Below are 19,174 nucleotides of genomic sequence, written 5' to 3' on the forward strand. Positions count from 1 at the left end.
TCCATGGCATGGCGTTCCCGACTCGAGGCAGCATCCACCGATCCCTCCTGCTGCTGCTGATCAGCGGCCTGACCGCGTCGCTCGCAGCCTGCGGTGAGGTGCAGGCGCCCGAGCCGGGAGCGACCGGGTCGACGGTGCCGGTGCTGACCGAGCCGCAGACGGGACGCCAACCCGGGACGGCGCCGGGCGACCTGCCGGCCACCACCGAGCCGGCCACCACGGTGCCGGCGGGACCGCCTCCGCGGGCCTTCGTCGAACGGGCCCAGGCGGTGGCGGCCGCGGTCCGAAAAGCGGGTCTCCCGACTCAGCCGGCGGGCCCCGTGCTGCTGAGCCCCTGGGCCGTCGACCTGCCGTTCGAGCGAGACGCCCAGAAGGTCGCCTGGAATGCCGGGGAGGTCGTGTTCACGTCGGGGGTCCGGGGCGACGAGATCGGTGTCTCCACCCTCACGCTCCCGGACGGCTCGCAGCGGCCCGTCGACGTCATCGCGGCACGCGCGGCGGTCGAACGGGCTCTCGAGGGTGAGCGCGGAGACTGCGCCGGCATCCCGGCAGACGAGTGCGAGCTGACCCTCACCAAGGCCACTCTGACCATGGCCAAGGTCACCACGACAGAGGGGGAGGCCACCGTGCCGGCGTGGTCCTTCGCGGTGAAGGGGCTCTCGCGCCCCATCGTCGTCGTCGCCACGGCCCGAGGCGTCCTCGAGCGGCCGGTCCCGCCCACCCCGGTGCCGGGGCTCCCCTCCGCGGAGCCGGGCCTCAGCTCGGCCGATGCGCTCGTCGCCGCGTCAGACAGCACGATCACCGTCCAGATCGGCCACGGGGCGTGCGACCGCGACCTCACGGGCCACGCCGTGGAGTTCGCCGACCTCGTCGTCGTCGGGGGCACGCACACCCCTCCCGACCCGGGCACGGTGTGCACGATGCAGTATCTGCTGGCCCCGAGCGTCCTCCGCCTCGCGCACCCGCTCGGTGAGCGCGTGGTCATCGACATCGCCTCTGGTGCGCCGCGTCACCTGGGAGTCCCGGCCTCCTGAGGACGATGCGGGTGGCTAGCGCGCCCTGCAGCGAGACCCACGTCGCGACCCACGAGGGTGTCTGCACGAGGTCACTGCAGGGTCGCCGTCGCGGTCCCTGGCGAGCCGGTGGGCACGGTCCCGGTGGTGGGCGTGCTCGTCGTGGAGGTACTGGTGCGGTTGGGTCGCGGGGGCGGGATCGTGTCGACGACGTCCTCGTCCGAACAGGCAGCAGCCGCCCAGATCGAGCCCGTGATGGTTGCGACGGCCGTGGCACGGAGGAACTGGGCGCGCGTGAGCGCGCCCAGCGGCATACGAGAGGTCACTTGTCGACGTCGCCGACGACGAAGAACATCGAGCCCAGGATCGAGACCATGTCCGAGATCAGCTGTCCCGGCAGCATCTCGGTCAGCACGGCGACGTTGTTGAAGGAGGCCGAGCGCAGCTTGAGCCGCCACGGGGTCTTGTCGCCACGCGAGACCAGGAAGTAGCCGTTGAAACCGAGCGGGTTCTCGGTGGCGCAGTAGATCTCTCCCTCGGGGACCTTGAGCACCTTGGGCAGCTTGACGTTGATCGGGCCGGGCGGCAGCTGGATCAGCCGGTCGAGGCAGGCCTCGGCCAGGTCAAGACTCACGCGGGTCTGCTCGAGGAGCACCTCGAGGCGGGCCAGGCTGTCACCGGTCTGGCGGGTCACGACGCGCCCGGGGCCGCCCGGGGTGAAGAGCTCGTCATAGGCGAGGTAGGGGGTGTCGCGACGCAGGTCGACGTCGATCCCGCTCGCCCGAGCGATCGGGCCGGACACTCCGTAGGCGAGGGCCGTCTCCCGGGGCAGGACGCCGACCCCCTTCGTCCGGGCCTCGAGGATCTCGTTGCCCACGAGGAGGTGCTCGAGGGAGGGAAGCCGCTTCCGGACGTTGACGATGGCCTTGTCGACCCGGCCGAGCCAGCCGGCCGGCAGGTCTTCCTTGAGGCCACCCACCCGGTTGAACATGTAGTGCATCCGGCCGCCCGAGACCTCCTCGAGCACTGACTGCAGCTCCTCGCGCTCGCGGAAGGCGTAGAACACCGGTGTGATGGCGCCGAGCTCGAGCGGGTAGCTGCCCAGGAACATCAGGTGGCTCAGCACGCGGTTGAGCTCAGCCAGGGCGGTGCGCGCCCAGACAGCGCGCACGGGGACCTCCATGCCGAGCATCTGTTCGACGCCGAGGACGACGCCCAGCTCGTTCGAGAAGGCGCTGAGCCAGTCGTGCCGGTTGGCCAGGACGACGACCTGACGGTAGTCACGGACCTCGAACAGCTTCTCGGCGCCACGATGCATGTAGCCGATGATCGGCTCCGCCGTGACGATCCGCTCGCCGTCGACGACGATGCGCAGTCGGAGGACGCCGTGGGTCGCAGGGTGCTGCGGGCCGATGTTGAGAACCATGTCCGCGGTGGCGAGACCTCCGGCGCCGACGCCCACGGTGAGGGCGCGTTGACGCGAAGAACGGTGCGACATGGTCGTCTCGGTCATGGGTCGAGTATGCCGTGTCCCCACCGTGCCGGAGGGGCCGGTGTCAGCCGAGTCTCACTGATGCACCTCCGCCCGCCCTCGACGTCAGTCCGGGTCGGCAGGGCGGCCCGGTCGGCGTACCGTCTGAACGCCACCGCCTGCCCTCAGAAGCCCCCTCAGGAGCCCCTCAGGCGCCCCTCCGGCGCAGCTTGACCATGACGTACGCGATGAGGGCCAGGGCGATGACGGTGCCGGCCGCGGTGAGGAGCACCGGCACGAGCTGCGAGTCCTTGGCGCTCTCGGCCTCGGGATCGGCGGGGGCGGCAACCGCGACGGAGGGCCCGGTCGTCGCCGTGGATCCGTCGAGCCCTGTGGTGGCGAAGAACCGGAACGATCCCGTGAGCGGATGGCCGTCCTGCGAGGTCACTCGGTAGGCCACGGTGTAGTCGCCGGCTGCTGCTGCCGATGAGAGTGCCTGGCGGACCTCGCGGCCCTCGATGACGGCAGCGCCTTGAGCCACGTTGCCGGTCGGCCCCGTGATGATGACCTGGAGCCCGATCTCGAGGGGCTCCTGGCTGAAGACCAGCACGACCTCCGCAGGCAGCCGCGCGACCGTCGTCCCCTCCCCGGGGGTCGTCTTCTCGAGGACGTCGTGCGCGAACGCGGTGGGTGGCGTCCCGACGAGCAGTCGTGTCGTGACGCCGAAAGCGGCGCCGAGGGCGAGCAGGACGAGGACGAACCGGCGCATGCGCTCAGGGTACGTGGGGGACGCGGACGTGCTGGATCGCCCACCAGAAGTCGCCGAAACCGTTCGGCCGGATGAGCTCCGCTTCCGCGGACGCTCGCTCGAGGGCTCGCACGTAGGCCAGCGGGTCCCGGAGCGCCAAGGCGTGCTCGGGCGTGGACCCGCGCATCCCGAGGCCGCGGAGCACGTCGCGCTGGGTGGCGACGTCGTCGGCGCCCAGCGTGTCCATGGCCACGTGAGCGGTGATGTCGCAGCTGCCGTCCGGGACGGGATCCGTCTGCATGCCGGACCGGTACGCCGCGAGAGTTCCCCGTCGCGGTCGCGCCGCTGTCACGTGCCCGTAGTCGACGGCGACGACGAGGCCCGACCGGACCCGGCTGACCAGGTCACCCCAGGCGGCGTCGCGGGCCACCCCGACCTCGACCCGGTCACCCGGGACCGTGCCGGGCCAGTGCGCGGCGGCCCAGGCAGCGTCGCGTGCCTCGAGGGGACCACCAAGGCGCTCCGCGCCGGTGGCAGGGTCAACGAGGACCTCACGCAGCTCGCCGCCGGGGGCGACCTCGGCGATGGTGCAGGGGACGACATCGAGCCACTCGTGCCCGATCACGAGGGCCTGGTCGAGCCCGGCCAGTGCCTCGGGAAGCGTTGCTCCGCCGGGAGACTGCAGCCAGGCGACCCGCGGATCCAGCCCGGGCGGCCGGGCGACGACGTCGACGGCGAGCACGTCCGGGGGTGCCGTCACCAACGGGGACTGCTCGAGCCGTTGTCCCGGGCCGACCCGGGCGAGCGGGTCGGCATCGAGCGCCCTGGCGTCGAGAACGTTGACCACATGCGTGGCGAGCTCGCCACGGCCGGCGCCGACGTCCACCACCACGGCCGGGGGCGAGTCCCCGTGAGCCCGGTGCCACAGGCGCAGCAGTGCGTCGGCCATGACCGCACCCGTCACTCCGTGCGTTGCGGTCGTGAAGTGGGCCGAGGGGCCACCGCGGGTGACGTAGAAGCCCCGGTCAGGGGCATACAGCGCCTGCTGCCACGCGACGGGCCAGGGAACGGGATCCACGACTCGGACTGTAGGCGATACGGTGCCGTGGATGAGCACTCCGCAGGAACGCCCCGCGCGGTTCGACGTCGGCGTCGTGGGCGCAGGGCGCGTGGGCGCCGTCCTCGGAGCAGCGCTCCTCCGGGCGGGGCACCACGTCACCGGCGTCTCCGCCGTCAGTGAGCAGAGCAGGGCACGTGCGGCAGCCCTGCTCCCACAGGTGCCGGTCAAGCCCATCCCCGACGTCGTCGCCGGCGCCCACCTCGTCGTGCTCGCCATTCCGGATGACTCGCTGGCCGACGTGATCGCCGGGCTCGCGACGACCGGGACGTTCACCCCTGGCCAGCTCGTCATGCACACCTCGGGAGCCCACGGCATCTCCGTCTTCGAGACGGCGGCCGAGCGGGACATCGTGCCGCTCGCGCTGCACCCCGCCATGACGTTCACCGGCACCCTCGTCGACCTCGAGCGCCTCCACGACTGCTGCTTCGGCGTCACCACCGTGGACATGGCTCGACCGCTGGCCGAGGCCCTCGTCATCGAGATGGGCGGCGATCCCGTGTGGGTGCCTGAGGACGAGCGCCTCGCCTACCATGCGGCCCTCGCGCACGGAGCCAACCACCTGGTGACTCTCGTCAGCCAGGCCATGGACCTGCTCCGCTCCGCAGGCATCGACGAACCGGCTCGGGTTCTCGAGCCGCTCCTGTCCGCGGCCCTGTCGAACACCCTTCAGCAGGGTGATGCAGCCCTCACCGGGCCGGTCGCTCGGGGAGATGCCGGTACCGTTGCCGGGCACGTGGCGCTGCTCCGGGACGTCGCCCCCGACATCCGACCGACGTATCTGGCGCTCGCCCGGGCGACGGCCCAGCGGGCGCTGCTCAGCGGCCGGCTGAAGCCGTCCGCGGCAGAGCCGCTGCTCGAACTGCTCGCCGATGAGGAGGACCACCCGTGACCACGGACTCGACGGACACTGCCGCTGCCCCCGCCGATCCCCGAGGCGCGTCGGCCGGGGGCCCGGCTCTCGCCCGCACCCGAGACGAGCTGCGCACTGCCCGGGCCGCCCTGGACGACGGGGACGTGGCAGTGGTCATGACGATGGGCGCGCTCCACGACGGGCATGCCACGCTGATCCGCCGCGCCCGGGAGACCCACGCCCACGTCGTCGTGACCATCTTCCTCAACCCGCTCCAGTTCGGGCCGAAGGAGGACCTCTCGCGTTACCCGCGCACGTTCGACGCCGACCTGCAGATCTGCGCGGCCGCCGGCGTCGACCTGGTCTTCGCTCCCACCCCGGACGTGATCTACCCCGACGGCGACCCGGGCGTGCGGATCTCTGCCGGGCCGCTCGGCGACGTCCTCGAGGGCCAGTCTCGGCCCGGTCACTTCGACGGCATGCTCACGGTGGTGGCCAAGCTGATGCACGTGACCCGATGCACCTCGGCGTACTTCGGGCAGAAGGACGCCCAGCAGCTGCTCCTCATCCGACGGATGGTCCGCGACCTCGACTTCCCCGTCCGCGTCGTCTCCGTCCCCACGGTGCGCGAGGCGGATGGCCTGGCGATGTCGAGCCGCAACACCTACCTGACCTCCTCCGACCGCGAGACGGCGCTGTGCCTGTCCGCTGCGCTCCGGGCCGGCGCTGCCGCAGCTGCCGAAGGCCCTTCGGCGATCCGCCGCGCGGCCCGCGAGGTCCTGGTCCACGAGCCCCTGGCGCTGGTCGACTACCTCGTCCTGGTCCATCCCGAGACCCTCCAGGACGTGCCCGAGTGGTATCGCGGGGAGGCGCTCCTCGCGGTGGCTGGCAGGATCGGTACGACGCGCCTCATCGACAACCTGCCCGTCCTGGTCGGGCCCGGCGGCGGGCCCCTCGAGATCTTCACCCACGACTGACCCTTCGGGGCCCGACGCAAGGACTGATCCCACCGTGCAGCGATTCATGCTCCACTCCAAGATCCACCGGGCGACGGTGACGCAGGCGGACCTGCACTACGTCGGCTCGCTCACCATCGACCGCGACCTCATGGACGCGGCTGACCTCTGGCCCGGCCAACAGGTCGACGTCGTCGACGTCGACAACGGCAACCGGCTGACGACGTATGCCATCGAGGGGGAGCGGGGCTCCGGCATCCTCTGCATCAACGGCGCAGCCGCCCGGCTGATCTCCCCGGGCGACACGGTGATCATCATCGCCTACGCCTGCATGGACGACGAGGAGGCCCGGTCGCACGAGGCGCAGGTCGTCTTCGTCGACCGGCAGAACCGCCTCGTCGAGGTCGGGCACGACGCCGGCGACGTGCCGGACGGGTTCGGCCTGAAGACCTCGGCCGTCACCCAGCGTCACCACGACTACCAGCCCTGACCCGGGACCTGACGACATCCGGAGCCCGGGCGCCGAGGTCCGGCACCTGCGTCAGGGTCCGACGACAGGGTCCGACGACAGGGTCCGACGACAGGTGAGACGGTCGGTGGGGGCGGAGTGAACGGTCTGAGCGCGAGCGGGCCCAGCGGCATACGGTATGGGCGTGACGGAGCAGCGAGAGGGCGGCATGAGCGCGAGTGGCATCCACATCCCGCGACGCCTCCGTGCGCCTGCCCCCGGCTGGACGACGACCGCGGACGTCATCGTCGTCGGCTCCGGCATCGCCGGACTGACCACCGCGCTGCGCCTCCGACGTCGGGTGGCGCGGGTGCTGCTCGTCACCAAGACGGTGCTCGACGAGGGGTCGACCGCCTGGGCCCAGGGGGGCATCGCGGCCGTCATGTCGCCGGACGACAGCCCCCAGGAGCACATCCACGACACGCTCGTCGCGGGTGTCGGGCTCTGCGACGTGGAGGCCGTTCGGGCCCTGGTCACCGAGGGCACCGATGCCGTGTGGGACCTCATCGCCATCGGCGCGGACTTCGACAGGAGTGAGACGGGGCAGATCTCCTTGACCCGGGAGGGCGGGCACCATCGCGACCGGATCCTTCATGCCGGGGGAGATGCGACCGGTCGTGAGATCAGCCGGGCCCTGATCGCCGCGCTCGACCGGGTGCGTGACGACCCCGGCATCGAGGTCATCGAGCACGCGCTCGTCGTCGACCTGCTCTCCGACGCGGGCGGCCGCGTCTGTGGGGTGACGCTGCACGTGATCGGCGAAGGGCAGGTCGACGGCGTCGGCGCCGCCCATGCCCGAGCCGTCGTCCTCGCCACCGGCGGGCTCGGCCAGATCTACGCGTCCACGACCAACCCGGCCGTCGCCACCGGCGACGGCATGGCCGCCGCCCTCCGGGCCGGCGCGGAGCTGGCCGACCTCGAGTTCGTGCAGTTCCACCCCACGGTCCTCTACCTCGGTGACGGGTCGACGGGACAACAGCCGCTCATCTCCGAGGCGGTGCGCGGGGAGGGGGCCTTCCTGGTCGACGCGGAGGGCCGCCGCGTCATGGAGGGCCTGCACCCGCTCGCGGACCTGGCACCCCGCGACGTGGTGGCCCGCGCGATCATCGCGAGGATGCGCGCGACGGGCACCGACCACGTCTTCCTCGACTGCCGCCACCTCGGGGCCGCCTTCCTCGAGCAGCGGTTCCCCTCCATCGTCGAGCGGTGCCGCGAGCTCGGCTTCGACCCGGCCACGCAGCTGCTGCCCGTGGCCCCTGCCCAGCACTACGCCAGCGGAGGCGTGCGCACCGACCTGCTCGGCCGGACCAGCCTCGAGGGGCTGTACGCGTGCGGTGAGACCTCGTGCACCGGTGTCCACGGCGCCAACCGGCTGGCCAGCAACTCGCTGCTCGAAGGACTGGTCTTCGCCCGTCGGATCGCCGAGGACCTGACTCGCCGCCTCGCCGCGGGAGAGCTCCCTGAGCCGGACCCTGTCGAGGTGCCCGCGCTCGCGTCGGACCGACCCGCCCTGATCCGCGGCAAGCGTCGCCTGGCGGTGCAGCGCGCGATGACGGCGGGCGCGGGCTCGGTGCGGTCAGCGCAGTCCCTGGCCCAGACCCAGGCCCGGCTTGCCGAGCTGGCTGCCGCTGACGACGGCAGGAAGGGCAGCCCCCGGAGCTGGGAGACGACGAACCTCCTGCACCTCGGGCAGGCTCTCGCGCTGGTCGCGTCACTGCGCGAGGAGACACGGGGCGGCCATGTGCGAGAGGACTTCCCGGAGCGCGACGACCAGAGCTTCCTGCACCACACGGTGATCCGCCGCCGAGATGACGGCGACCTCACCGTCACCATCGAGCCCGTTCCGGCCGCGAACCTCGCCGGGCTCGACCTCGACCAGCCGCACCCCGAGGAGCAGCATGAACGACTTCCCTGAGGCCGCAGCCCGCGAGCTCGTCGCGAGGGCCCTGCGCGAGGACCTGGGTCCCGACGGTCTCGACGTGACGACGCTCGCAACCATTCCGGAGGAGCAGGTCCGCGTCGGCGAGATCGTGGCCCGGGAACCCGGCGTGATCGCCGGGGGTCCGGCGATCGAGATCGTGCTCGAGGCGGTGGCCGGGCTGCTCGGCGCCGACCTCCCGACGGTCAAGACCGTCGCTGCCGACGGCACCCGCCTCGACCGGGGCGACGTCGTGGCCCGGCTCGAGGGGCCGACCCGCGTCGTCCTGATGGCCGAGCGCACCATCCTCAACATCCTGTGCCGGCTCTCGGGGGTGGCCACCCACACGCGGCGCTGGGCCGATGCCCTCGAGGGGACGGGCACGATGGTGCTCGACACGCGCAAGACGACTCCCGGGATGCGGCTGCTCGAGAAGTACGCCGTCCGCACCGGGGGCGGCACCAACAAGCGCCTCGGCCTCTACGACGTCGCGATGATCAAGGACAACCACAAGCTCGCCGCGGGGTCGGTGGGCGAGGCCTACCGCCTCGTGCGTGAGCGGTTCCCGGACGTCACGATCGAGGTCGAGGTCGAGACGCCGGCGGAGGCACGCGAGGCCTATGCGGCCGGCGCGCGCTTCATCATGTGCGACAACATGTCCGTGCCCGTCCTGCGCGAGACGGTCGAGCTGCTCCGGGCGGCGGGCGAGCCGGTCGAGATCGAGGCGACGGGCGGGATGACGCTCGACGTCGTGGCGGACTACGCGGCCACCGGGGTCGACTTCGTCTCGGTCGGGGGCCTGACGCACAGCTCGCCGATCATCGACCTCGCGCTCGACCTCGTCGACTGAGCGTCGGACACCGGAGGCGGCCGTATGCCGCTGGGCTCGGTCCCGCGTGAGTCCTGCCGTCGAGGTCGGGTCGGGGTCTGCGCTGCAGCGCCGGCGCCTCGACCGGGGGACCGCCGACCGGAGGGTGCTGCGGCAGGGACCTCAGTAGCGGCGCCACCACACGTTGACGGCGTAGTCGATGCCGGTCGCTCTCGGGTGCTCCGCGAGGATGAGGTCGGCATGGTCCGGCGCGAACTCGATGCGGACCACGGCCTCGAAGTCATCCTCGGAGTCGAAGTCCCAGCGGATGTCGAGGCGCTCGCGAGACCAGCCGTGACGCTGCCAGAACCGCTCCACTGCTCGCGGGTCGTACGATGGCAGGGCGCGCCGGAACCACGTCCCGAAGGTCGAGCGGGACGCGTCGTTGTCGATGACGAAGGCCGTGCCTCCGGGTCGCATGACCCGCTCGAGCTCGGCCAGCCCCGGCTCGCAGCCCGGCCCGAAGAAGTAGGCCCACCGTGCGTGAGCAACGTCGAACGACGCATCGGCGACACCGATCGAGGCAGCGCTCTCCTCGCGGACGGAGCACTGCGGTAGGCCGGAGACTCGTTGTGCCGCAAGGGCGGCCAGGGGTGGATGTGGCTCGACCCCCAGCACGGAGCGGGCCGTGGCGGCGAAGATCGGCAGGTGGAAGCCGGTGCCGCACCCGATGTCGACGACGTCGTGCCCCGCCCAGTCGTGGATCGAGAGCATCGCCGCTTCGATGACACCGGCCCGGTCGACGCCGCGGTTCTCGATCTCGTAGACGTCAGGCGTGTCCCAGATGTTGGGGGAGGGGATGACGTCGCTCATGCCGTGGACCGCCTCGCGCGGGGTGCCGCGAGCGTCGCCGGGTGCACGATGAGCGGGAGCAGCTGGTGCGCGCCACGGGCGCGCACCGCCCTGACCTGGGTCAGATGGGCCTCGGCTCGGATGGCGAGCTCCTCGTAGGCTGCCTGGCCCATCAGCTCGATGAGCTCGGGGGCACTGGAGCGATAGACCGGCTCGCGCCCCACGTGCGCATCCGGGTTGCCCGAGCAGTACCAGTCGAGGTCGTGGCCACCGGGCCCCCAGCCGCGCCGGTCGTACTCCGTGATGGTGATCTCCAGGTAGCTCGTCTCGTCGGGCAGCTCGACGGTGCGGTAGGAGCGGCGCAGCGGCAGCTGCCAGCACACATCGGGCTTGGCCGTGTGCGGCTGGACCCCGGTCAGGACGGCGTGCTGGTGCAGGGCGCAGCCGGCGCCGGCCGGAAACCCGGGACGGTTGAGGAAGATGCACGCCCCGTCGACGACGCGGGTCTTGCGCGCGCCGTCCTCCTTCTCGACCCAGTCGGCCCGGCGCCCGGTCGCGGTGCCGATGTCACGGTACTGCCACTCGTCGGCACCGAGCTCCGCGGCGACCGCGGCGACGCGCTCGAGGTCGTCCTTGTCCGTGAAGTGGGCCCCCAGCGTGCAGCAGCCGTCGTCGGGACGATCGGCATAGATCCCCGGACAGCCGCTGCCGAAGATGCACGTCCAGCTGCTCGTGAGCCAGGTCAGGTCGCACCGGAACCGTTGACCCGAATCCGCGGGGTCGGTGAACTCGACCCAGACACGGGGGAGATCGAGCGATGCTTCGGCCACCGCCACACCTTACGTCGTGGTGCGGACCTGTCGGGCACCGTCCGCGGAACGGTCGGAGCACCTGCGACGGGGCTCCCGCCCGCAGGTGCTCCGGGTCGGCCGGCCCTCAGTGCTGCGCTGCCATCGCGTCCCGGTGGTGGACACGTGTCAGCTGGATGTCAGCTGCGCCGACGAGGAACGTCACGGCACCGACGATCCAGGCCGTCCAGGCCATCGCCACGGTGTCGCTGAACCCCATCACCCAGGGCGAGACGAAGAACGCCACGCCGAGCAGGACGAGGAGCCCCTCGAGGGGGATGGCATCCGGCCGCACCAGCTCCGCGATCGCAGCCAGCGCGGTGAGGATGCCGAGGGCAACCATCGTCATGGTTGCGCGGTCGGTTGTCGTCGTCCAGATCGGCGACAGGAAGGCGTAGACGCCGGCAATGAGGGGCAGCAGATCTTGGAGTTGCATCCCTCGCTTCATGGTGGGATCGACCCTCTTTCACACACGGGGTCCGTCGATCCGAGGCGGACCGGACACCTCGATTGTCGATCTGCTCGGCGTGGGGGTCAACGTGCCGTCAAGATCACGTCAAGGTGTGGCGGACCCGTTGCCGTGGAACTCGGTGACGGGAGCGGCGCACCAGTACATTCGGGGCATGACCGAGACCGAGGCAGGGCCCGCGGTCCTCATCCGCGACCTCCGCGTCGTGCGTGGTGGACGGCAGGTCATTCCGGCGATGTCGTTGGAGATCCCCGCCCGTCAGGTGGTGGGTCTGCTCGGTCCGTCAGGCTCCGGCAAGAGCACCCTGATGCGGTCGATCGTCGGGGTCCAGGTCATCGAGTCCGGCTCGGTGACCGTCCTCGGCCATGAAGCCGGTGCGGCGGAGCTGCGCAACCAGGTCGGCTACGTGTCGCAGTCGCCGAGCGTCTACCCGGACCTGACGATCCGCGAGAACATCTCCTACCTCGGCCGGGCCATGGGCCGCACCGGACGCGTCCTGCGCGACGCGGTCGCCCGCACCCTGGCCGAGGTCGACCTCGAGGACCATGCCGACGTCCTCATCCGCAACCTCTCGGGAGGGCAGGAGTCACGGGTCTCGCTGGCGTGCGCTCTGGTGGGGCGCCCCAGTCTCCTCGTGCTCGACGAGCCCACCGTCGGCCTCGACCCGGTCCTGCGACGCGACCTGTGGGGCCACTTCCGGCAGCTCGCCGAGCAGGGCTGCTCGCTCATCGTGTCGAGCCATGTCATGGACGAGGCCACGCGGTGCGATCGCCTGGTGCTGCTCCGCCGTGGCCGGGTCCTCGCCGACCTGACGCCGGCCGAGCTGCTCGAGCGCACCGGTGAGACCGATGCGGACGCGGCCTTCCTCGCCCTCGTCGAGTCGACCGGTGGAGAGGAGACCTGGTGAACCCCGGACTGACGCTGGCCACTGCTGAGCGCGTGCTCCGGCAGATCCGCACCGACCACCGCACCATCGCGCTCATCATGATCGTCCCGATGGTCTCCATCGGCCTGATCGCGTGGATCTACGACAACACGCCGGTCTTCGACGCCATCGGGCCGGCCCTCCTCGGCGTCTTCCCGATGATCGTGATGTTCGTCGTCACCTCCGTCGCCACGTTGCGGGAACGCCAGTCCGGCACCCTGGAGCGGCTGCTCACCACGCCGATGGGCAAGGCCGACTTCATGCTCGGCTACGCCGGAGCGTTCAGTGCCCTCGCGGTCGTCCAGGCCCTCCTCGCCACGTCCTTCGCCATCTGGGTCTGTGACCTCGACGTCGTCGGCCCGCTGTGGATGCTCGTGCTCGTCGCGGTGCTGGTCGCGGTGCTCGGCACGTCACTCGGGCTGCTGGCGAGTGCGTTCGCCCGCACCGAGTTCCAGGCGGTCCAGTTCCTGCCGGCGTTCATCACCCCGCAGTTCCTCCTCTGCGGCCTTCTCGTCGACCGCGACCAGCTGCCCGACGTGCTCGGCCTGGTCTCCGACGTGCTGCCCCTGTCCTACGCCGTCGACGCGATGAAGGAGGTGACCACCCATGCCGAGGCGACCAGCGCCGGCCTCTGGTCGATGGCCATCGTCGTGGGGTTCATCGTCCTCGCCCTGGCTCTCGCGTCGCTCACGCTGAGCCGTCGCACGCCCTGACGGGGGCCGGTGTGCGACGGCTCGCTGAGGGGCCCTGCGGGTAGGGTCGAGGCATGCGCCTGGGCGTCATCGACATCGGGTCCAACACGGTCCACCTCCTCGTGGTGGACGCGCACCCGGGCGCCCATCCGCTCCCGGCGTCCTCGCACAAGATCGACCTGCGGCTGTCCGAGAACATCACCCCGGAGGGCCTCATCGGCGAGCGCACCGTGGAGGCGTTGGTCGAGTTCATCCTGGAGTGCCTCGAGATCGCCGAGGACCACGGCGTGCAGGACCTCTTCGCGTTCGCCACGTCGGCCATGCGCGAGGCTCCGAACGGCGAGGCGGTGATCGACCGGGTCCGCCAGCAGACCGGCGTCTCCCTCGAGGTGCTGAGCGGTGTGGACGAGTCGCGGATGACCTTTCTCGCCGTCCGGCGCTGGTTCGGCTGGTCGAGCGGCCGCCTCCTCGTCATCGACATCGGTGGTGGCTCCCTGGAGCTCGCCAGCGGCATCGACGAGGAGCCCGACGTGGCGATCAGCCTCCCGCTCGGAGCCGGCCGCCTGACGCGGGAACGGCTGGCCGGTGACCCGCCGAGCCCCGATGAGACCCGCACCGTCCGCGCCTACATCCGCACCTCCCTGGCCCAGCAGGTGCGCCCGCTCCTCAAGGCCGGCACGCCGGACCGGGCCGTGGGGACGTCCAAGACGATGCGCTCGCTCGCCCGGATCGCCGGGGCGGCGCCGCGTGACGACGGTCCGTTCGTCCCACGTGAGCTGCGCCGGTCCGACCTGGGCACCATCGTCGACAAGCTCAAGGGCCTCGACGTCACAGCCCGCACCTCGCTCCCGGGGGTCTCGGCGGCCCGAGCGCACCAGCTGCTGGCCGGGGCGCTCGTCGCGGAGGCTGCCATGGACCTGCTGGGCGTCGACCGCCTGGACATCTGTCCCTGGGCGCTGCGGGAGGGTCTCATCCTGCGCCGCCTGGACCATCTCGGACCCGGATAGGCGCGGCCGTTGCGGCCCTCACCGCGTCGGGCTGGGCGCCGTGCCGCAGAATGATCCCCATGACCATCCGCATCGGGCTCTCCACGGCCGCGATGTATCCCGACAACGCGGCCACGGCGTTCGCGACGGCCGCGCGGCTCGGCTACGAGGCGGTCGAGGTCATGGTCTGGACGGACCCGGTCACGCAGGAGCCGGGAGCCCTGCGCGCCCTGAGTGAGCACCACGGGTTGCCCATCGCGTCGGTGCACGCTCCGACCCTGTTGCTGACCCAGCGCGTCTGGGGGACCGACCCGTGGGAGAAGGTCGACCGTTCCATCGAGCTGGCTCTCGAGGTGGGCGCAGGGACGGTGGTGCTGCACCCGCCGTTCCGTTGGCAGCGCGACTACGCAGCGACCTTCGTCGACGGCATCGCCCTGCGCGAGCACGACACGGGGATCCGCCTCGCCGTGGAGAACATGTTCCCCTGGCGGACCGCTCGCCGCGAGATGCTCGCCTACCTGCCGCACTGGGACCCGGTCGACCAGCCGTACGACAACGTGACGATCGACCTGTCACACACCGCCACGGCGGGGTCCGACGCCCTGCACATGGTCCGCGAGCTCGGGAGCCGCCTCGCGCACCTGCACCTCGCCGACGGCCTCGGCTCGTTCAAGGACGAGCACCTCGTGCCCGGCCGCGGCACCCAGCCGTGCTCGGAGGTCCTCGAGCACCTCGTCGAGGCCGCCTGGTCGGGGGACGTCATCGTTGAGGTCGGGACCCGCAAGATGGCTCCGGACCGCCGGGAGGCGGCGCTGGTGGAGGCGCTCGCCTTCGCCCAGTTCGCCATCATGCCGACCCGCGGGGCGAGCCGCATCTGATCCTCGAGGAACGAAGTCCTCAGCCGGGGAAGCCTCGCGGCCGGACGCTCACCTGGTCGATGCACGCCTCGTCGGTTGCGTCCACCGCCAGCCGGACCGCCCTCACGACGGACTCGACGCGGAGGTAGTCATCGGGCCGGTAGGACCCGCCCTCGAAGTCGATCATCTCCTGCTGCATGTCAGTGTCGACGCGGCCGGGGTGGATCGAGGTGACCCGCACGCCGCTCGACCGTTCTTCCTCTCGGAGCGCATCCGTGAACGCGCGGAGTGCGAACTTCGACGCACTGTAGGGGCCCATGGTCGGTGCTGAGGTGAGCCCGGCGCCCGAGTTGATGGCCACCACGAGCCCGTGGGCCGCCCGCAACGCCGGCAGGAGCGCCCGCGTGATCGCCGCCACGGCAATCAGGTTGACGCGCATGGCCGTGTCCCAGTCGTCCACGGACAGGTCGGCGATCCGTCCCCGGTGGAGCACGCCCGCGGAGTGGACGAGCACGCCGACCCGCGGGAGGCGCTCCACGAGGCCGCGGAGGGCGGAGTCCAGCGACCCACCGGGGCCGCAGTCGCGCAGGTCGGCGACGAAACCCTCGGCGGAGGGCAGCCCCTGGGCGACCCGGTCCACCGACTCCTCGCTGCGGCCGCCGATGACCACGTGATGGCGCGGGGCGAGGTCCTCGGCGATGGCTCGGCCGATGCCCCTGGTCCCTCCGGTCACCACGGCGACGGGCCTGTCGGGACGGGCGGGGACGGTCATGGCCCCCAGAGTACGACCCCGGCCGGACGACAAGGGTCGTATGCCGCTGAGCCGGCTCAGCGGCATACGTCTGCTCCCGAAGGGGATTGGCTCTCAGGCGAGCCCGAGGGCTGCCGCCTCCTCCCAGAGCTCCTCCCGCACCCGCGGGTGGGCGCATTCGTCGATGAGGTCGCGGCACTGCTCGCGCTCGTCGCGGCCCCAGAGCAGGGCGACGCCGTTCTCGGTGACGATGGCGCTCTGCTGGAAGCTCGTCACGGGCTCGTCGACGAGGGGCACGACGGTCGAGACGTCGGCCCTCGGGTGCCAGGAGCGAAGGGCGATGAAAGACTGCCCGCCGGGGGAGTGCAGTGCCCCGACGATGAAGTCCGTCTGCCCGCCGAACCCCGAGTGGATGCGGGCGTTGATCCGGGAGGCGTTGGCCTGCCCGAAGAGGTCCACCTCGAGCGCGGTGTTGACGGAGGTCATCCGGCGCTGCTGGGCGATGAGGCCGGGGTCGTTGGTCTTCTCGGTGCGCAGCATCCGCACCCAGGGGTTCCCGTCGACCCAGTCGTACAGCTCCTGGCTGCCGAAGACGAACGACGTGACGAGGGGGTGGTCCCGGTCGAGCGCCCCGGCGGCGTCGAGAGCGAGGATGCCGTCGGAGAACATCTCGGTCCAGACGCGGATGCCCTTGCGGCCGATGATCGCGTTGAGGGTCGCGTCCGGCACCGCTCCGATGCCGAGCTGCATCGTCGAGCCGTCGAGGACCATCGAGGCGACGCGCTCGCCGATCGCGGAGCTCTCGTCGTCGGGTGCGACGGGCTTGGGTGTCACGAGTGGAGTGTCGACCTCGAGCGCGAGGTCGACGTGGTCCACCGGCACCTGGGCATCGCCGAAGGTGTAGGGCATCCGGTCGTTCACGACCGCGATGACGAGGCCACCGCGCGCCCGGCAGGCCTCGATCGCAGCCGGGAGGACGTTGACCTCCACACCAAGACTCAGCTGGCCGTCGCGGGGTGGGGCGCAGTGGATGAGAACCGCGTCGGGCAGGAGGGTCCGCGTGTAGAGCAGCGGCACCAGCGAGAGGCGAGAGGGGACGTAGCGCAGCCGTGGGTGACGGCGCATCCCCGCACCGACGAAGCACGTCTCCACCGTGACCCCCTCGCGCTCGGGCAGACCCGGTGGGGCGTTGAGCGCGTGGAGGATGTACGACGGCAGAGCCTGGTCGAGCACCGTGACGGCGTCCCAGGGAATGGCCATGTTCCCGGAGCAGACGATGCGCGGGTTCGGCGGGAGTGACTGGACCCTGGAGCTGAGTTCCTCGACGGAGACGGTCTGCATGACCACATCCTTGCCGACGGACGCCCGACCGCGGCGGCGACCCCCGTGCTGTCCTCGGCGAACCGGTCAGCTGGCCTTGCGCTTGGCGGCTGCCTTCTTCGTCGTCGACTTCTTGGTGGCCGTCTGCTTGGCGGCGGACGTCTTCGCGGGAGCCTTGGCAGCGGCCTTCCTGGCCGTGGTCTTCTTCGCCGACGACGTCCTCTCGGCGGGCTGAGCCGGCTCCTCCGCCGCCTCGGTCTCCTTCCGGATCTCGCTCGTCGAGGTGCCGCCCGACTTGGCCGCCTTGGCCTTGTCGACACTGCGCTGGAGGGCCGCGAGGAGGTCGACGACCTCGGTCTCCTCGGCGCGCGCCGCCGGCGCCTCCTTGATCTCGCCGCCCTCGATCTTGCTCGCGACGAGCGCCTCCACCGCTTCGGAGTAGTCGTCCTCGAACTCCTCCGGCTCGTAGTCCCCGGCAAGGGAGTCGACGAGGGACGAGGCCATGGCGAGCTCCTTGTCGGTTGCGTGGGTGTCCTCGGAGAGGAAGTCGAACTCCGGCTTTCGGACCTCGTCCGCCCACAGCAGCGTCTGCAGGACGATGACGCCCTCACGCACCCGGAGCACCGCGAGCGTCATCCTGGTGCGGATCGAGACGGTCACGAGCGCCATGCGGTCGGCCTTCTCCAGGGCGTCGCGCAGCAGGACGTAGGGTTTCAGGCCCGTCTTGTCCGGCTCGAGGTAGTAGGAGCGGTCGAACACGAGGGGATCGATCTGGTCCGCCGGGACGAACTTCTCGATGGAGATCTCCTTCGACGAGCGCGAGGGAAGCGTCTTCATCTCCTCGTCGGTGAGGACGACCATCTGTCCGTCTGCGGTCTCGTACCCCTTGGCGATGTCGGAATAGGGCACCTCCTCGCCGTCGATCGAGCACACCCGCTGGTATCTGATGCGCCCTCCGTCCTTCACGTGGACCTGTCGGAACTGCACGTCGTGATTCTCGGTCGCGGAGAAGAGGCGGACCGGCACGTTGACGAGTCCGAAGGACACTGCGCCTTTCCAGATGGCTCGCATGACAACCAGAATGCACCCATGCGCCCCATGCTCGCGACGCCGACACCGACCATTCCGTCGGGTGACGCCTGGGTTCATGAGGTGAAGTGGGACGGGATGCGCATCCTGGCGGATGTCAGTGAGGGTTCGTTTCGGCTGACATCACGCACCGAACGGGACGTCACGGTCGCGTTCCCGGAGCTCTCCGCGCTGTCGGGCGAGTACGCCGACATGCTGCTCGACGGCGAGATCGTCTGCCTCGACGCCGGCAAACCATCCTTCGGCCTGCTGGCGGAGCGGTTCCACGTGACCAACCCGAGGCGCGCCCTGCTGCTTTCCGAGCGGAGCCCCGTCACCCTGATGACCTTCGACCTGCTCCGCCTCTACGGTGTCGAGCTGCTCGGCCGGGCCTGGAGCGACCGTCGTGCCACGCTCGAGCGTCTCGAGCTCGACGGTCCGCGCTGGCAGACTCCACCGACCTTCGAGGACGGGCAGGTGCTCCACGCCGCCACCCGCGAGCAGGGGCTCGAGGGGATCGTCAGCAAGCGCATCAGCTCGCTGTACCGTCCCGGGGTGCGCTCGCCGGACTGGCTCAAGTCCCCCCACCGGGGGAGCGCGTCCGTCGTGATCGGCGGGTGGCGGCCGGAGTCCACCGGCACGGTCCGCGACCGGCTCGGAGCCGTGCTCGTCGGCGTCCCCGGACCGGAGGGCCTGCGGTTCGTCGGGCGGGTCGGGGCCGGCCTGGCCGGGCGTGCGGGCGACGCCCTCCGGAAGATCCTTGCCCCGTTGGAGGTGGACCGCCCGCCGTTCGCGACCGAGGTCCCGAGGGAGGACGCTCTCGAGGCGCGCTGGGTGCACCCGGTCGTCGTCGCAGACGTCGAGTCCCTCGGGCTGGGCCACCAGGGACGGCTGCGGCAGCCGGCGTTCAAGCGACTTCGCGAGGACCTGACCCCCGAAGACGTCGAGGACCTCTTCGGCGGGGATGAGTGATGCCGGCTTCCCCGCGGCAGGCCAGCGGTCCCAGGGTGACCG

General features: G+C 71.2%; 21 protein-coding genes. 11 read left to right on the forward strand and 10 right to left on the reverse strand.

Annotated features, from left to right (window positions below; translation table 11 throughout):
- Window positions 1–8: 8 nt before the first annotated feature.
- The gene (locus ABWV20_RS03070; protein ID WP_353353320.1) at window positions 9–1,034 is read left to right on the forward strand and encodes a hypothetical protein; all 1,026 of its coding nucleotides are present in this window, start codon (window positions 9–11) and stop codon (window positions 1,032–1,034) included.
- Between the two features lie 71 nt (window positions 1,035–1,105).
- Here the strand turns inward: ABWV20_RS03070 and ABWV20_RS03075 are convergent, their stop codons facing one another.
- The 4 genes from ABWV20_RS03075 to ABWV20_RS03090 all read right to left on the reverse strand — a co-directional run bounded on the left by ABWV20_RS03075 (window position 1,106) and on the right by ABWV20_RS03090 (window position 4,310).
- The gene (locus ABWV20_RS03075) at window positions 1,106–1,339 is read right to left on the reverse strand and encodes a hypothetical protein (RefSeq protein WP_353353321.1); all 234 of its coding nucleotides are present in this window, start codon (window positions 1,337–1,339) and stop codon (window positions 1,106–1,108) included.
- On the reverse strand, window positions 1,336–2,526 hold the full coding sequence (locus ABWV20_RS03080; protein WP_353353322.1) for an NADH-quinone oxidoreductase subunit D: 1,191 nt from the start codon (window positions 2,524–2,526) through the stop codon (window positions 1,336–1,338). Before ABWV20_RS03080 ends, ABWV20_RS03075 begins: the two co-directional genes overlap by 4 nt.
- Before the next feature lie 166 nt (window positions 2,527–2,692).
- On the reverse strand, window positions 2,693–3,253 hold the full coding sequence (locus ABWV20_RS03085; protein ID WP_353353324.1) for a copper resistance CopC family protein: 561 nt from the start codon (window positions 3,251–3,253) through the stop codon (window positions 2,693–2,695).
- A gap of 4 nt (window positions 3,254–3,257) precedes the next feature.
- Entirely contained in the window at window positions 3,258–4,310 is a 1,053-nt protein-coding gene (locus tag ABWV20_RS03090; RefSeq protein WP_353353325.1) for an SAM-dependent methyltransferase, read from the reverse strand.
- A 31-nt stretch (window positions 4,311–4,341) separates the two neighbouring features.
- Here ABWV20_RS03090 and ABWV20_RS03095 point away from each other — a divergent pair, with 31 nt between their 5' ends.
- The 5 genes from ABWV20_RS03095 (at window position 4,342) to nadC (ending at window position 9,434) form a co-directional block, all read left to right on the forward strand.
- Window positions 4,342–5,241 (forward strand): Rossmann-like and DUF2520 domain-containing protein, encoded by a 900-nt coding sequence (locus ABWV20_RS03095; RefSeq protein ID WP_502901748.1) that lies wholly within the window; start codon window positions 4,342–4,344, stop codon window positions 5,239–5,241.
- Window positions 5,238–6,179 (forward strand): pantoate--beta-alanine ligase, encoded by a 942-nt coding sequence (gene panC, locus ABWV20_RS03100; protein WP_353353327.1) that lies wholly within the window; start codon window positions 5,238–5,240, stop codon window positions 6,177–6,179. Before ABWV20_RS03095 ends, panC begins: the two co-directional genes overlap by 4 nt.
- A 34-nt stretch (window positions 6,180–6,213) precedes the next feature.
- On the forward strand, window positions 6,214–6,648 hold the full coding sequence (gene panD, locus ABWV20_RS03105; RefSeq protein ID WP_353353328.1) for an aspartate 1-decarboxylase: 435 nt from the start codon (window positions 6,214–6,216) through the stop codon (window positions 6,646–6,648).
- A gap of 157 nt (window positions 6,649–6,805) precedes the next feature.
- Window positions 6,806–8,581 carry an L-aspartate oxidase gene (locus ABWV20_RS03110; protein ID WP_502901749.1) on the forward strand — a complete coding sequence of 592 codons (1,776 nt, stop codon included), beginning with the start codon at window positions 6,806–6,808 and terminating at the stop codon, window positions 8,579–8,581.
- Window positions 8,565–9,434 (forward strand): carboxylating nicotinate-nucleotide diphosphorylase, encoded by an 870-nt coding sequence (nadC, locus tag ABWV20_RS03115; RefSeq protein WP_353353329.1) that lies wholly within the window; start codon window positions 8,565–8,567, stop codon window positions 9,432–9,434. The genes ABWV20_RS03110 and nadC overlap by 17 nt, the downstream gene beginning before the upstream one ends.
- Window positions 9,435–9,575: 141 nt before the next feature.
- Here nadC and ABWV20_RS03120 read toward each other — a convergent pair whose 3' ends face one another.
- The 3 genes from ABWV20_RS03120 to ABWV20_RS03130 all read right to left on the reverse strand — a co-directional run bounded on the left by ABWV20_RS03120 (window position 9,576) and on the right by ABWV20_RS03130 (window position 11,528).
- The gene (locus ABWV20_RS03120; RefSeq protein WP_353353330.1) at window positions 9,576–10,265 is read right to left on the reverse strand and encodes a class I SAM-dependent methyltransferase; all 690 of its coding nucleotides are present in this window, start codon (window positions 10,263–10,265) and stop codon (window positions 9,576–9,578) included.
- A complete protein-coding gene (locus tag ABWV20_RS03125) occupies window positions 10,262–11,074 on the reverse strand; it encodes a DUF3109 family protein (RefSeq protein WP_353353332.1) in 813 nt (270 codons plus the stop codon). Before ABWV20_RS03125 ends, ABWV20_RS03120 begins: the two co-directional genes overlap by 4 nt.
- 106 nt (window positions 11,075–11,180) lie before the next feature.
- Window positions 11,181–11,528, reverse strand: a complete 348-nt coding sequence (locus ABWV20_RS03130) for an SPW repeat protein (RefSeq protein WP_353353333.1) — start codon at window positions 11,526–11,528, stop codon at window positions 11,181–11,183.
- A gap of 187 nt (window positions 11,529–11,715) precedes the next feature.
- On the opposite strand from ABWV20_RS03130, the gene ABWV20_RS03135 reads away from it, so the two are divergent.
- The 4 genes from ABWV20_RS03135 to ABWV20_RS03150 are packed head-to-tail and all read left to right on the forward strand — an operon-like array spanning window position 11,716 to window position 15,042.
- Complete coding sequence (locus ABWV20_RS03135) at window positions 11,716–12,468, forward strand: ABC transporter ATP-binding protein (protein ID WP_353353334.1); 753 nt, start codon at window positions 11,716–11,718, stop codon at window positions 12,466–12,468.
- The gene (locus ABWV20_RS03140; protein WP_353353335.1) at window positions 12,465–13,199 is read left to right on the forward strand and encodes an ABC transporter permease; all 735 of its coding nucleotides are present in this window, start codon (window positions 12,465–12,467) and stop codon (window positions 13,197–13,199) included. The genes ABWV20_RS03135 and ABWV20_RS03140 overlap by 4 nt, the downstream gene beginning before the upstream one ends.
- Window positions 13,200–13,252: 53 nt before the next feature.
- Entirely contained in the window at window positions 13,253–14,185 is a 933-nt protein-coding gene (locus ABWV20_RS03145; RefSeq protein ID WP_353353336.1) for a Ppx/GppA family phosphatase, read from the forward strand.
- A 59-nt stretch (window positions 14,186–14,244) separates the two neighbouring features.
- A complete protein-coding gene (locus ABWV20_RS03150; protein ID WP_502901750.1) occupies window positions 14,245–15,042 on the forward strand; it encodes a sugar phosphate isomerase/epimerase family protein in 798 nt (265 codons plus the stop codon).
- 19 nt (window positions 15,043–15,061) lie between these two features.
- Here ABWV20_RS03150 and ABWV20_RS03155 read toward each other — a convergent pair whose 3' ends face one another.
- From ABWV20_RS03155 to ku, 3 genes are all read right to left on the reverse strand, one after another.
- Window positions 15,062–15,793: an SDR family oxidoreductase gene (locus tag ABWV20_RS03155; RefSeq protein ID WP_353353338.1), complete on the reverse strand. Its 732-nt coding sequence runs from the start codon at window positions 15,791–15,793 to the stop codon at window positions 15,062–15,064.
- A 93-nt stretch (window positions 15,794–15,886) separates the two neighbouring features.
- Complete coding sequence (locus tag ABWV20_RS03160) at window positions 15,887–17,113, reverse strand: acetyl-CoA hydrolase/transferase family protein (protein WP_353353339.1); 1,227 nt, start codon at window positions 17,111–17,113, stop codon at window positions 15,887–15,889.
- Between the two features lie 66 nt (window positions 17,114–17,179).
- Entirely contained in the window at window positions 17,180–18,163 is a 984-nt protein-coding gene (ku, locus tag ABWV20_RS03165; protein ID WP_353353340.1) for a non-homologous end joining protein Ku, read from the reverse strand.
- A gap of 18 nt (window positions 18,164–18,181) precedes the next feature.
- Here ku and ligD point away from each other — a divergent pair, with 18 nt between their 5' ends.
- Window positions 18,182–19,132 (forward strand): non-homologous end-joining DNA ligase, encoded by a 951-nt coding sequence (gene ligD / locus ABWV20_RS03170; protein ID WP_353353341.1) that lies wholly within the window; start codon window positions 18,182–18,184, stop codon window positions 19,130–19,132.
- The last annotated feature ends 42 nt before the right edge of the window (window positions 19,133–19,174 follow it).

It is taken from the genome of Intrasporangium sp. DVR (assembly GCF_040365325.1).
In the GTDB taxonomy this organism is placed as follows: domain Bacteria; phylum Actinomycetota; class Actinomycetes; order Actinomycetales; family Dermatophilaceae; genus Intrasporangium.